This window comes from Micromonospora sp. NPDC048835, assembly GCF_040649995.1.
GTDB lineage: Bacteria > Actinomycetota > Actinomycetes > Mycobacteriales > Micromonosporaceae > Micromonospora.
Window position 1 is genome coordinate 1 of record NZ_JBEZGM010000017.1, and the last position, 12,106, is coordinate 12,106.

Genomic DNA, 12,106 nt, shown 5'->3' on the forward strand with positions numbered 1-12,106 from the left:
TACCGGTCGTGGAACTCGGACATGTCCAACTGGATCAGGGCGTCCTCGCTACCGAAGAGGAACTCGGCGAGGGCCTTGGACAGCTCGGTCTTACCCACACCCGACGGGCCGGCGAAGATGAACGAACCCGACGGGCGCTTCGGATCCTTCAAACCCGCCCGGGTACGCCGGATCGCCTTCGACACCGCCTTGACCGCGTCCTCCTGCCCGATGACGCGCTTGTGCAGCTCGTCCTCCATACGCAGCAGACGTGAGGTCTCCTCCTCGGTCAACTTGTAGACCGGAATGCCGGTCCAGTTGCCGAGCACCTCGGCGATCTGCTCGTCGTCAACCTCGCTGACGACGTCCAGATCACCGGCCTTCCACTCCTTCTCCCGCTGCGCCTTCTGACCCAGGAGCTGCTTCTCCTTGTCCCGCAGCTGAGCGGCGCGCTCGAAGTCCTGCGCGTCGATCGCGGACTCCTTGTCACGACGCACCTGAGCGATGCGCTCGTCGAAGTCCCGCAGGTCCGGCGGCGCGGTCATCCGACGGATCCGCATCCGCGCACCGGCCTCATCGATCAAATCGATCGCCTTGTCCGGCAGGAAACGATCGGAGATGTACCGGTCGGCAAGCGTCGCGGCAGCCACGAGCGCCGCGTCGGTGATGCTCACCCGGTGGTGGGCTTCGTACCGGTCACGCAGACCCTTGAGGATCTCGATGGTGTGGGCCAGCGACGGCTCACCCACCTGGATCGGCTGGAACCGGCGCTCGAGAGCGGCGTCCTTCTCCAGGTGCTTGCGGTATTCGTCGAGCGTGGTGGCACCGATGGTCTGCAGCTCGCCACGGGCCAGCATCGGCTTGAGGATGCTCGCCGCGTCGATCGCGCCCTCGGCGGCACCCGCACCCACCAGGGTGTGGATCTCGTCGATGAACAGGATGATGTCGCCGCGGGTGCGGATCTCCTTGAGCACCTTCTTCAGGCGCTCCTCGAAGTCACCCCGGTACCGCGAACCAGCCACCAACGCACCCAGGTCAAGCGTGTAGAGCTGCTTGTCCTTGAGGGTCTCGGGCACCTCACCCTTGATGATCTTCTGGGACAGGCCCTCCACCACGGCGGTCTTACCGACGCCGGGCTCACCGATCAGAACCGGGTTGTTCTTGGTCCGGCGGGAGAGCACCTGCATGACCCGCTCGATTTCCTTCTCCCGCCCGATGACCGGGTCGAGCTTGCCCTCACGCGCGGCCTGAGTCAGGTTACGGCCGAACTGGTCCAGCACCAGGCTGGTCGACGGCGCGGCCTCACCCGGCGCGGCGCCCGCAGCGGCCGGCTCCTTGCCCTGATAGCCGGAAAGCAACTGGATCACCTGCTGGCGGACCCGGTTGAGGTCGGCGCCGAGCTTGACCAGCACCTGGGCGGCGACGCCCTCGCCCTCACGGATCAACCCGAGCAGGATGTGCTCCGTGCCGATGTAGTTGTGGCCGAGCTGCAGCGCCTCGCGCAGCGACAGCTCCAGCACCTTCTTCGCCCGCGGCGTGAACGGGATGTGCCCGCTCGGCGCCTGCTGGCCCTGGCCGATGATCTCCTCGACCTGCTGGCGGACGCCCTCCAGGGAGATGCCGAGGCTCTCCAGGGCCTTTGCCGCGACGCCTTCACCTTCATGGATCAGGCCCAGCAGGATGTGTTCCGTACCGATGTAGTTGTGGTTGAGCATCCGGGCCTCTTCTTGGGCCAGGACGACAACCCGTCGCGCTCGGTCGGTGAACCGCTCGAACATGCCCTCGTGCTCCTCACGTGCCGTGCGCCTTGATGGTCAAGATCTTGGCGGGGCCGGTGCGCGGACGTCCAGGACGGGCGTCCGTGCCTCCTTACTCTATCGTCGCCGACCGACTCAGCTGAGGTCGTGTGTCTCTGCTCTGGGTCGGTTCCACGTCGTTTTGCACAACCGTCCGCGCTCAGGAGGTGTTCCGGTAGCCCTGTCGCTACGCGCAGAGCGAAATCCGACCGGCTCGACCGAAGCCCGATCCGGGGCCCGGAAGCGTTCCGGAGGCCTCCGGAGGGCCCACCGGCGGTCGCGACGACTGCCACGTCCACCCTGGGGGAGGTTGTCCACAGGTTGTGGATTGCTGGTCCACTGGCTGTGGACAACGCCGGTCCGCCCGGAATACTTCCCGGCTCGAAACGGACACCACGCCCCACCCCAGGAGCGTGACCACGCCCGAAACTGGACACGACGTCACCCACCGCAGAACGCCGCGCTGGCCGTCAGCGGATACGGCGACGCCGGCCCGGAGGAGTTCTCCGGCCCGGCGTCGGTGTCGCCTGCGGTGGCGGCTGGCCACCGAGTTGCTGAGGGATCAGCGCTTCGCGTGGAACTCGTCCACGATCTCCTGGGGGATACGACCCCGGTCCGAGATGTCCTTGCCGGCCTTCTTGGCCCACTCCCGGATCGCCTTGTTCTGTTCGCGATCGGCGGTCGCGCCACCCCGACCGCGGGCAGCCCGCCCGCCGATCACCACGCCGCCCCGGCCGACCTTGGTGCCGGCACCGACGTACGAGGCAAATGCATCACGCAATTTCGCGGCGTTGGCGCTCGACAGGTCGATCTCGTACTGAACGCCGTCGAGGGCGAACTTGACGGTCTCGTCCGCGTCCCCGCCGTCCAGGTCATCGACCAGCTTGTGAATGATTTGCTTGGCCACGTCCCACAATCCTTTCGAGCAGGGTGCTCCTGCTAACGAGAGCACAATAACCCCCGCGCCGCTCGTCGCGTCAATAGGATGCCGTTACGGCTCTGCGCGAGCCCGGGTGGGACTACTCCTGGCGGACCAACGGGAAGAGGATCGTTTCCCGAATTCCGAGCCCGGTCAGGGCCATCAACAGGCGGTCGATTCCCATTCCCATACCGCCGGCCGGCGGCATTCCATACTCCATCGCCCGAAGAAAGTCCTCGTCGAGACGCATCGCCTCGTCGTCGCCGCGAGCCGCGAGCTGCGCCTGGGCCACCAGCCGCTCCCGCTGCACGATCGGGTCGACCAGCTCGGAGTACCCGGTGCCCAGCTCGAAACCGAGGACGTAGAGGTCCCACTTCTCGGCAAGCCCCGGCTCGCTGCGGTGTGCCCGGGTGAGCGGGCTGGTCTCCTCCGGGTAGTCCCGAACGAAGGTGGGCGCCTCCAGGCCGGGAACGACCAGTTCCTCGAACAACTCCTCGGCCAACTTGCCCGGGCCCCACTTCGGGTCCACGGCCAATCCCACCTTGTCCGCGTACTCGACCAGGCGGGAGCGTTCGGTGCGAACGGTGACCTCCTCACCCAGCGCTTCGGAAAGCACGCCGAACAGCGTCACGGACCGCCACTCACCGCCCAGGTCGAACTCCCGACCGTCGGCGTGGGTCACCACCGTCGAGCCGCTCACCGCGATCGCCGCCTGTTGCACAAGATTGCGGGTCAACTCGCCGATCGTGTCGTAGTCCCCGTACGCCTGGTACGTCTCCAGCATCGCGAACTCCGGCGAGTGCGAAGAGTCGACACCCTCATTACGGAAGTTGCGGTTGATCTCGAAGACGCGGTCGACGCCGCCGACCACAGCGCGCTTGAGAAACAGTTCGGGCGCGATTCGCAGATACAGATCGGTGCTCAACGCATTGCTGTGGGTCACGAACGGTCGGGCCGTCGCGCCGCCATGCAGCAGTTGCAACATCGGAGTTTCCACCTCGATGAAGCCCTGACCGTGCAGTGAATCGCGCAGACTGCGTACGGCGGCGGCCCGGGTGCGCACCATCTCCCGTGCCTGCGGTCGGACAATCAGGTCGACGTAACGCTGCCGGACCCGCGCCTCCTCGGAGAGGGGCTTGTGGGCGACGGGCAGCGGACGCAGCGCCTTGGCGGTCATGTCCCACTGCTGGGCCAGCACCGACAGCTCACCCCGGCGGCTGGTGATCACCTCGCCGGTGACGCCGACGTGGTCACCGAGGTCGACGAGGCGCTTCCACGCCTCCAGCCGCTCCGGCCCGACCCGGTCCAGCGAGAGCATCGCCTGCAACTCGGTGCCGTCGCCGTCCCGCAGCGTCGCGAAGCAGAGCTTGCCCGTGTTGCGTACGAAGATCACCCGGCCGGTGACCGCGACCTGGTCGCCGGTCGCGGTGTCGGTCGGCAGGTCGGCGTAGCGCGCCCGGACCTGCGCCAAAGTGGTGGTGCGGGGGAAGCCGACCGGGTAGGGCTCGACGCCCTCGGCGAGCATCCGGTCCCGCTTCTCCCGGCGGACCTTCATCTGCTCGGGAAGGTCGTCGGCGGGGTCCACTGGCACGGGGTTCTGCTCGGTCACGGCACGCTTCCTCGTCACGGAGATACAGGGGGTCAGGGCCGAGCGTACTCAAGCGCGCCGGAGGCCGTTACGGGATAACCTGCCCGCCATGGTCGATCACACTCACGCCCTGTCGTTCGGTGCCGCCGCGAGCGAATACGACCGGTTACGACCACGCTATCCGGAGGCTGCGGTCCGCTGGGCGCTCGACGGGTTGAGCGCAGCCCGGGTGGTCGACCTCGCGGCGGGCACCGGCATCCTGACCCGCGCCGTGCTGGCTCTGGGCCACGAGGTCGTACCCGTCGAACCGGACCCGGAGATGCGGGCCCAGCTCGCCGCGAGCACCCCGGGCACGACGGCGCTCGCGGGCAGCGCCGAGGCCGTGCCGCTGCCCGACTCGGCTGCGGACGCGGTGCTGGCGGGGACGGCGTACCACTGGTTCGACCGGGAGCCCGCGCACGCCGAGGTCGCCCGGGTGCTCCGTCCCGGTGGCACCTTCGCCCCCATCTGGAACATCCGGGACGACAGCGTCGACTGGGTCGCCGAGTTGGGGCGTATCGCCCACTTCGGGGACAAGTCGGCGCGTCACGTCATCAGCGAGTACGCCGACTTCGGCCCGTCGTTCGACGCCATCGAGCAGCGCGAGTTCCCGCACCGCGCCACGCTCGCGCCGACTGACCTGCTCGGCATGGTCCGCACCCGCTCGTACTGGCTTACCGCCTCAGCCGAGGACCAGCGACGGGTCGAGCGGGAACTGGGCGAGCTTCTGGACACCCACCCGGCTCTGGCCGGGCGGGACACCATCGAACTGCCGTACCAGACGCTTGTGCTGCGCGCCCGGCGGCGCTGAGGCCGCGCGCGGCGGCCCGCGCTCGACGGCGGCCGGGTCAGAGGTTGCGCTCGTAGACCATCCGCAGGCCGATCAGCGTGATCATCGGCTCGTGGTGGGTGATGCTGCGACACTCGTTGATCACCAGGGAGGCGAGGCCGCCGGTGGCGATGACCGCGCGCACCTCGCCCAACTCCTCGGTCATCCGCTCGACGATCCGGTCCACCTGCCCGGCGAAGCCGAAGTACAGGCCGGCCTGAAGGCACTCCACGGTGTTCTTGCCGATCACCGAGCGGGGCTTGGTGGCCTCGACCTTGCGCAACTGGGCGGCCCGGGCGGCCAGCGCGTCGAAGGAGATCTCGATGCCCGGGGCGAACGCCCCGCCGAGGAACTCACCGCGCTCGCTGATCACGTCGAAGTTGGTGGTGGTGCCGAAGTCCACCACGATCGACGGACCGCCGTAGAGGGTGTACGCCGCCAGGGTGTTCACCACCCGGTCGGAGCCCACCTCCTTCGGATTGTCGATCGCCAACTGCACCCCGGTCCGCACCCCCGGCTCGACCACGACGCTCGGCACCTCCGCGTAGTAGCGGCTGAGCATGGTGCGCAGCGACCGCAGCGCGGCCGGCACCGTCGAGCAGGCGGCCACACCGGTGATCTCGACGTTGTCCCCGGCGAGCAGACCCCGGAACATCAGGCCCAGCTCGTCCGCCGTCGAACGGGCGTCGGTCTTGATCCGCCAGGAGTGCACCAGCTTGTCGCCCTCGAAGGTCGCCAGCACGGTGTTGGTGTTTCCGATGTCGATGCAGAGCAGCACGCACGCAGCCTAGACAACTACCGGGTGCGCAGGTCCAGCGCGATGTCCAGGATCGGCGACGAGTGCGTCAACGCACCCACCGAGAGGAAGTCCACGCCGGTGGCCGCGTACCGGCCGGCCACCTCCAGGGTCAGCCCGCCGGTCGCCTCCAGCTCCGCCCGGTCACCCACCGCCGCCACCGCCTCGGTCAGCACCTCCGGCGTCATGTTGTCGCAGAGCAGGAAGTCCGCCCCGGCCTCCACCGCCTCCACCGCCTCGTTGACGGTGGTCACCTCGACCTGCACCGGCACCTCCGGGAAGGCCTCCCGGACCCGCCGGTAGGCCGCCGTGATGCCCCCGGCCGCCAGCTTGTGGTTGTCCTTGATCATGGCCACGTCGTAGAGGCCCATCCGCTTGTTGGTGCCACCGCCGGCCCGCACCGCGTACTTCTCCAGCGCCCGCAGGCCCGGCGTCGTCTTGCGGGTGTCCAGCACCATCGCCTTCGTGCCGGCGAGGGCGTCCGCCCAGGCCCGGGTGTGGGTGGCCACCCCGGACATCCGGCAGAGCAGGTTGAGGGCCGTCCGCTCGGCCGTCAACAGCAGCCGGGTCGGGCCGGTCACCGTCGCCAGCACGTCGCCGCGCGCCACCCGCTCGCCGTCGCGGACCAGGACCGACACCTCGACGGTACGACCGAAGCCCGTCACCTCTCCCACCAGCTCGAACACCGCGGCGGCCACCGCCATCCCGGCCACCACCCCGTCCGCGCGGGCCACCAGCTCGGCGGTGTCGGTCTGCTCCGCCGGAATGGTGGCCACACTCGTGACGTCGAGGAAGTCCGGGCCCAGGTCCTCGACCAACGCGCTCTCGATCACCCGCCGTACGTGCGCCGGATCCAGCCCCGCCGCCCGCAACACCGTCTCCGTCGACTCGATCACGAGTTTCCCTCCCACTGATGCGTCACCCGGCCCTGCGCCCCGAACGACCCGACCAGATGGCCCAGCCACCGCTCGTCGGCCGTCGGGAAGTCCTCCCGCCAGTGGCAACCCCGGGTCTCACCGCGCGCGTACGCGGCGGCGACAAGCGTCGACGCCACGGTGAGCAGGTTCGTCGCCTCCCAGTCGGCGGTCCTCGGCCGACCCCGGGCGACGCCCAGCTCGGTAAGCGTCGCGGCCGTGTCGGCGAGCGTGGCCGCGGATCGGAGCACCCCGGCCCCCCGGGTCATCGCCCGTTGCAGGGTCGGCGTCACCTCCGCCGGCAACACCCAGCCCGCACCCCCACGCCAGGCTCCGGTGTCCGCGGGCTGGACCTGCTCGGGCAGACCGGCGGCGATGTCCTCGGCGATCCGCCGGGAGAAGACCAGACCCTCCAGCAGCGAGTTGCTTGCCAGTCGGTTCGCGCCGTGCACGCCGGTGCAGGCCACCTCGCCGCAGGCGTACAGGCCCGGGATGGAGGTGCGGCCCCGCAGGTCGGTCCGGACCCCGCCGGAGGCGTAGTGGGCGGCCGGCGCGACCGGGATCAGGTCGGTCGCCGGGTCCACCCCGATCGCCAGGCAGGACGCCACGATGGTGGGGAACCGGCCGGCCAGGAAGTCGCCGCCCAGGTGCCGCGCGTCGAGGAAGACGTGGTCCGCGCCGGTGGCCAGCAGCACCCGGTGGATGCCCTTGGCCACCACGTCCCGGGGGGCCAGCTCAGCCAGCTCGTGCTGGCCCACCATGAACCGCTTGCCGTCCGCGTCCACCAGGTACGCGCCCTCACCCCGCAACGCCTCCGAGACCAGCGGCTGCTGCGCGTGCCCGGCCCCCGGCACCCCTGCCCCGGTCGGAGTGATCAGGGCGGTCGGGTGGAACTGGACGAACTCCACGTCGGTCACGGCTGCGCCGGCGCGCATCGCCAACGCCACGCCGTCCCCGGTGGAGACCGCCGGGTTCGTGGTGGCCGCGAAGATCTGCCCCATGCCGCCGGTGGCGAGCACCACCGCACGGGCCAGCAAAGCGCCCACGCCGTCCTCGCTGCCCTCACCCAGCACGTGCAGGGTGATCCCGCAGGCCCTGCCGAGCCCGTCCGGGCCGTCACCCGGGGCGCGCAACAGGTCCAGCACGAGAGCGTGCTCGACCAGCCGGATCCACGGGTCGCGCTGCACCGCGGCGTGCAGGGCCCGCTGCACCTCCGCGCCTGTGGCGTCCCCGCCGGCGTGCACGATCCGGTCCGCCCGGTGCCCGCCCTCGCGGGTCAGCATCAGCGAGCCGTCCGCATGGCGATCGAACTCGGCGCCGACCCGGATCAGCTCACGGAGCCGGGTCGGGCCCTCCTCGACAAGCACCCGGACCGCCGCCGGGTCGCACAGCCCGACCCCGGCGACCTCGGTGTCCCGGGCATGCGCGGCCGGGGTGTCGGCCGGGTCGAGCACGGCGGCGATGCCACCCTGCGCCCATCGGGTCGAGCCGTCATCGATGTTGACCTTGGTGACCACCGTGACGTGCAGACCCGCCTCACGCAGGTGCAGCGCCGCGGTCAGCCCGGCCACGCCGGACCCCACCACGATCACGTCGGTGGTCTCCACCCAGCCAGGCGCGGGCGCGGCCAGCAGCGCGGGCAGGGCAGGCAGGTCGACGGTCGGGAGGTCCATCCCCCCAGTCAACCCGAACCATCCTCGCCCGGGGCGGCGGGGGCGGGACGAGTGTTTTGGGCGACCCCGTCCGGCGCCCGCCGCGCCGCGTCGACAGTCAGGCGGTGGTCACTTCGTCCGAACCGGCAGACCAGCCGGGCCCGCGCCCTTCAGCGAGGCGGCCACCGTACGGTCGCTGAGCCACAGGTAGCACCGGACCCCCCGATCACCGACCTTCCACCGCCCCGCCCCAGCCGGGCGGACCACCACTCCGCTGCGGAAACGCAGGTTCGTGTCGTCCGGTACGCCGGCGTACCGGGCCAGGACGCTGCGACAACCGTTGTAGAGCGGCGCCCAGTCCGCGTCCCGGGTCGGGTACGCCATCGCCGGTGCACGCCACACCCCGACGAACTCGGCGTCGTGCTGCTTGCCGCACTCCACCGGGGTCAGTGTCTGCACACCCCGGCCGGCGCCACCCCGGGTCTGCTGGCAGCCGAGGCGCAGCCCGGTGGCCCCCTTCAACGCGTCCCGCAGGCTGCCCGACCGGACCACCACGGTCGCCGCCGCCTCGACAGTGGTCAGCTCGGTGAGGTCGCACCGGAACCACCGGGAACCCGCCGCCCAGCCCGGCCCGTTCGGCAACGCCACGGACAACCGCAGCCGACCCGACCGCCAGTCGTCACCCACATAGCCGGTCGCCCGGGTGTCGCACTCGGCGAACGCGCCCCGCAGCTCGGCCGAACCACCCGCCGGAGCGGTCGTCCGCTCGACCGGGAAGGCCCCCACGTGCACCGTCTCCAGACGGTGCGGGCCCGCGCAGTCCACCGGCTCGTAGCTCGCCAGGCTGACCAGATCGGTGAAGTCGGCGGCGTGACAAACCCCGGCGGCCGGGGTGAACGCCGACGGCGCCGGCAGCGCCGCCCAGTCGTCGGTCAGATCGCCGTCCAGGCCCCCGGACCCGGCACAGCCCACCAGCAGCACTGCCGTCACGGCAGTGGCGAACAGGGTCGTCATGGCACGGCGCATCGCGGCCTCCCCCAGCCACCGACCGGCTTCCGCCAGCGTGCCCAGAGTAACCGGAAATGACCTTCCGGTAACAGACCGGAATCGCGGTACGCGCGATCAGACTCCGGACACGGCCAGCGGGCTGGGTACCGGGTTCCCGGCCGTGCCGGGGGCCGCCGCGGCCGGATCGGCACCCAACTCGATCACCCGGTTGTCGGCGTCGACGTGCACGACCCGCGGCCGGTAGGACCGGGCCTCGGCGTCGTCCATCTGCCCGTACGAGATCAGGATGACCAGGTCACCGGGGTGCACCAGGTGCGCGGCGGCACCGTTGATACCGATCACACCGCTGCCCCGCTCGCCCGGGATCACGTACGTCTCCAGCCGGGCACCGTTGGTGATGTCCACGATCGCCACCTGCTCGCCGGGGAGCAGGTCGGCGGCGTCGAGCAGGTCCTCGTCCACGGTCACCGAACCGACGTAGTGCAGGTCGGCCTGGGTCACCGTGGCTCGGTGGATCTTCGACTTGAGCATGGTCCGCAACATCGGAAGGGCCTTTCGTGGTGGAGGGTGGTGCGGCCGGGTCAGGGGCGCGGGGCGAGCTGGATCGCGGCGTTGTCGATCAGACGGGTGGCACCCACCCAGGCGGCGATCACCAGCCGGGCCGGCCCGGACACCGGCCCCGGCTCCAACTCGGGATCGGTGAGCACCAGATAGTCGAGGCGGGCACCCGGCGTACCCGCGCCGAACGCGGCGTGCGCGGCGGTCAGCACCGCCCCCGCGTCCAGACCGTCGTCGGCAGCCCGCGCGCCGGCCCGCAGCGCGGCGGACAGACTCAACGCGGCGGCCCGCTCCGGCCCGCTCAGGTAGCGGTTACGGCTGGAGAGCGCCAGCCCGTCCGGCTCCCGGACGGTCGGCACACCGACCACCTCGACCGGCACGTCCAGGTCGCGGACCATCCGCCGGACCAGGGTGAGCTGCTGGTAGTCCTTCTCACCGAAGAACGCGAGGTCGGGCTGGGTGAGCTGGAGCAGTTTCAGCACCACGGTGAGCACACCGTGGAAGAAGCCGGGACGGCTCGCCCCCTCCAACTCCCCGCCGAGTGGACCCGGGTCGAGGCGTACGCGGGGCTGCCCGTCCGGGTACATGTCCGCCACCGACGGGGCGAAGACCAGATCCGCGCCCGCCCGCCGGCACACCTCCAGGTCGGCGTCGAGCGTGCGCGGGTAGCGGTCGAAGTCCTCGTTCGGCCCGAACTGCAACGGGTTCACGAAGACCGTCACCAGCACATGGTCGGCCTGCTCCCGGGCGGCGCGCAGCAGCATCTCGTGCCCGGAGTGCAACGCGCCCATGGTCATCACCACCCCGACCGTGCCCTTCAGCCCGGCCCGGGCCTCAGCCAACTCGACGCGCGTGTGCACCACCTGGGTCATGGCCCTACCTCGGTTCGCGACTGCGGGGCTCGCAAGAACGGCTCACTCCTCGCGCTCACAGCGACACCTCGGTTCGCGACTGCGGGGCTCGCAAGAACGGCTCACTCCTCGCGCTCACGCGGCCACCTCCCGACTGCTGTCGGCAAGCACGCCGAGCAGCGACTGTGCGTCCACCGGCCGCAGCCGGCCGGCGGCGATCGCCCGGTCGGCGGTACGACGGGCCAGCGCCAGGTACGCGGGCACGGACTCCGGTGCGGTGGCCGCCAACCGCACCAGGTGCCGCTGCACCGTACCCGCGTCGCCACGGGAGACCGGCCCGGTCAGGGCGTCGTCGCCGAGCCGCAGCGCGTTCTCCAGGGCGGCCCGCAGCAGTGGGGCGAGCACCTTCTCCGGTCGGGACACCCCGGCGTCCCGCAACCGGTCGGTCGCCTCGTTGACCAGGGTCACCAGATGGTTCGCGCCATGGGCCAGCGCGGCGTGGTAGAGCGGACGATCCGACTCGGCCACCCACTCCGGCACACCACCCAGGTCGGCGACCAGCCGGGCGGCCAGCGGGCGCAACTCCGCCGGGGCGGTCACCCCGTACGAGATGCCGTCCAGCCGGGTCAGGTCGTCCGGCGTACCGGTGAAGGTCATCGCCGGGTGCAGAGCGAGCGGTCGCGCGCCGACGGCGGCGGCCGGGCCCAGCACGGCCAGGCCGTGCGCCCCCGAGGTGTGCGCGACGATCTGGCCCGGGTGCAGCGCACCCCGCTCCGCGAGGTCGGCCACCACACCGGCCAGGGTGTCGTCGGGCACCGCGATCAGCAGCAGGTCAGCGGCGGCGTGGGCCACCGCGGCTACCGGGCGGCGGGGCACCTCGGGCAGCAGCAGGGCGAGGCGGGCGCGGCTGGCACCGGAGCCGCCGGAGACGGCCACCACCCGGTGCCCGGCGGCGGCGAGCGCGGCGCCCAGCACGGCGCCGACCCGGCCGGCGCCAACGACACCGACGGTGAGCAGACGGGAGGTGGCGCGATCCCACGGTGCGGCGGGCCCGTGCGGGGCGGCCGGACGCGGGCGCAACGGTGCGCTCATGACGACGATCCAGTCCTCGAGAAGGGGTACCGGTCGATCGCAAGTATGCGCCCGGCCCACCGAACCCGGACAAGCATGTGTGAAA

The 12,106-nt window shown here is 71.0% G+C and carries 11 protein-coding genes; 1 reads left to right on the forward strand and 10 read right to left on the reverse strand.

Translation table 11 applies throughout. The features are described 5' to 3' along the window. The 3 genes from AB0C15_RS20685 to lysS all read right to left on the reverse strand — a co-directional run. On the reverse strand, positions 1 to 1,757 hold a 1,757-nt coding region (locus AB0C15_RS20685; protein WP_357354237.1), incomplete at its 3' end, for an ATP-dependent Clp protease ATP-binding subunit. 580 nt (positions 1,758 to 2,337) lie between these two features. Beyond that, positions 2,338 to 2,682 carry an Lsr2 family protein gene (locus AB0C15_RS20690; protein WP_036392792.1) on the reverse strand — a complete coding sequence of 115 codons (345 nt, stop codon included), beginning with the start codon at positions 2,680 to 2,682 and terminating at the stop codon, positions 2,338 to 2,340. A 112-nt stretch (positions 2,683 to 2,794) separates the two neighbouring features. Further along, positions 2,795 to 4,303: a lysine--tRNA ligase gene (gene lysS, locus AB0C15_RS20695; RefSeq protein WP_357354239.1), complete on the reverse strand. Its 1,509-nt coding sequence runs from the start codon at positions 4,301 to 4,303 to the stop codon at positions 2,795 to 2,797. Between the two features lie 88 nt (positions 4,304 to 4,391). Here lysS and AB0C15_RS20700 point away from each other — a divergent pair, with 88 nt between their 5' ends. Then, the gene (locus tag AB0C15_RS20700; protein WP_357354241.1) at positions 4,392 to 5,132 is read left to right on the forward strand and encodes a class I SAM-dependent methyltransferase; all 741 of its coding nucleotides are present in this window, start codon (positions 4,392 to 4,394) and stop codon (positions 5,130 to 5,132) included. A gap of 37 nt (positions 5,133 to 5,169) precedes the next feature. Here the strand turns inward: AB0C15_RS20700 and AB0C15_RS20705 are convergent, their stop codons facing one another. The 7 genes from AB0C15_RS20705 to AB0C15_RS20735 all read right to left on the reverse strand — a co-directional run bounded on the left by AB0C15_RS20705 (position 5,170) and on the right by AB0C15_RS20735 (position 12,021). Continuing rightward, positions 5,170 to 5,928: a type III pantothenate kinase gene (locus tag AB0C15_RS20705; RefSeq protein WP_357354243.1), complete on the reverse strand. Its 759-nt coding sequence runs from the start codon at positions 5,926 to 5,928 to the stop codon at positions 5,170 to 5,172. Positions 5,929 to 5,945: 17 nt separating this feature from the next. Next, a complete protein-coding gene (nadC, locus tag AB0C15_RS20710) occupies positions 5,946 to 6,842 on the reverse strand; it encodes a carboxylating nicotinate-nucleotide diphosphorylase (RefSeq protein ID WP_357354245.1) in 897 nt (298 codons plus the stop codon). Then, positions 6,839 to 8,533 carry an L-aspartate oxidase gene (locus AB0C15_RS20715; RefSeq protein WP_357354247.1) on the reverse strand — a complete coding sequence of 565 codons (1,695 nt, stop codon included), beginning with the start codon at positions 8,531 to 8,533 and terminating at the stop codon, positions 6,839 to 6,841. Before AB0C15_RS20715 ends, nadC begins: the two co-directional genes overlap by 4 nt. 108 nt (positions 8,534 to 8,641) lie before the next feature. After that, a complete protein-coding gene (locus AB0C15_RS20720; protein WP_357354249.1) occupies positions 8,642 to 9,538 on the reverse strand; it encodes a septum formation family protein in 897 nt (298 codons plus the stop codon). 96 nt (positions 9,539 to 9,634) lie between these two features. After that, entirely contained in the window at positions 9,635 to 10,063 is a 429-nt protein-coding gene (gene panD, locus AB0C15_RS20725; RefSeq protein ID WP_030327945.1) for an aspartate 1-decarboxylase, read from the reverse strand. A gap of 38 nt (positions 10,064 to 10,101) precedes the next feature. After that, on the reverse strand, positions 10,102 to 10,950 hold the full coding sequence (panC, locus tag AB0C15_RS20730; protein WP_357354252.1) for a pantoate--beta-alanine ligase: 849 nt from the start codon (positions 10,948 to 10,950) through the stop codon (positions 10,102 to 10,104). Between the two features lie 114 nt (positions 10,951 to 11,064). Next, complete coding sequence (locus tag AB0C15_RS20735; protein ID WP_357354254.1) at positions 11,065 to 12,021, reverse strand: Rossmann-like and DUF2520 domain-containing protein; 957 nt, start codon at positions 12,019 to 12,021, stop codon at positions 11,065 to 11,067. Positions 12,022 to 12,106 lie beyond the last annotated feature (85 nt).